Source organism: Kitasatospora cystarginea, assembly GCF_039533515.1.
Taxonomy (GTDB): Bacteria; Actinomycetota; Actinomycetes; order Streptomycetales; family Streptomycetaceae; genus Kitasatospora; species Kitasatospora cystarginea.
In genome coordinates, this window is record NZ_BAAATR010000171.1 from 1 (window position 1) to 1,206 (window position 1,206).

At 71.3% G+C, this 1,206-nt stretch carries 1 protein-coding gene; it reads right to left on the reverse strand.

Translation table 11 applies throughout. The features are described from left to right. On the reverse strand, positions 1–1,206 hold a 1,206-nt coding region (locus ABD369_RS40630; protein ID WP_425557899.1), incomplete at both ends, for a type I polyketide synthase.

Consider the following 1,206-nt stretch of genomic DNA (forward strand, 5'->3'; position numbering starts at 1 on the left):
GCGCCTGCACCGCCAGGTGCAACGCCACCAACGACGCCGAGCACGCCGTGTCCACCGACACCGCCGGACCCTCAAGACCGAACGTGTAGGAGAGGCGACCGGAGACGACACTCGTGGCCGTACCCGTCAGACGGTGACCCTCGGCCCCTTCCTGGCCCTCGGTCAGGAGCGAGATGTAGTCCTGGCCGTTGGTGCCGATGAAGACGCCCGACTGGCTGCCGCGCAGCGAGGCCGGGTCGATGCCGGCCCGCTCGAAGACCTCCCAGGAGGTCTCCAGCAGCAGGCGCTGCTGCGGGTCCATGGCGGTCGCCTCACGCGGGCTGATGCCGAAGAAGGCGGAGTCGAAGCGGGTCGCGTCCTGCAGGAAGGAACCCTTGCGGGTGTAGATCTTGCCGAGCTGGTCCGGGTCCGGGTCGAAGAGGCCGTCCAGGTCCCAGCCGCGGTCGGTCGGGAAGTCGACGACCGCGTCTTGGCCGGCCATGAGCAGCTGCCACAGCTCCTCGGGCGAGCGGACGCCGCCGGGGAAGCGGCAGCTCATCGCGACGATCGCGATCGGCTCGTCGTCGGCAGCGGCCAGCACCGTCACCGGCGCGGCCGACTCCGGCTCCTGGCCCAGCAGTTCGGACCGCAGGTGCTCCGCCAGCGCGGTCGCCGACGGGTAGTCGAAGACCAGCGTCGCCGGGAGACGAAGACCGGTGGCGGCGTTCAGGCGGTTGCGCAGATCGACCGCGGTCAGCGAGTCGAACCCGAGCTCCTTGAAGGCCCGACCCGCCTCGACCGCGTCCGAACCCGCGTAACCGAGCACGGCCGCGACCTGCACCCGCACCAGCTCCAGCAGCGCACGGCCACGCTCGACCTCCGAGAGACCCACCAGACGCTGGGCCAGCGAGGAGCCGGCCGCCGTCTTCGAGTCATCGGACGGTGCCTCGGCAGTGGCCTGGAAGCGCACGACCTCCGGGATCTCGCCGAAGAGAGCACTCGGCCGGATGGCGTGGAACTCCGCGGCGAGCCGCTCCCAAACGATGTCGGCGATCGTCAGTGCGGTGTCGCCGCCGTCCAGGGCCTGCTGCATCGCAGTGATCGCCAGACCGGGTGCCATGCCGGGTACGCCGTCGCGGCGCAGTCGCTCGGCGACCACGTCGTCGGTGGCCAGACCGGCCTCGGCCCAGGCACCCCAGGCGATCGAGGTGGCCACCAGTCCGTCGG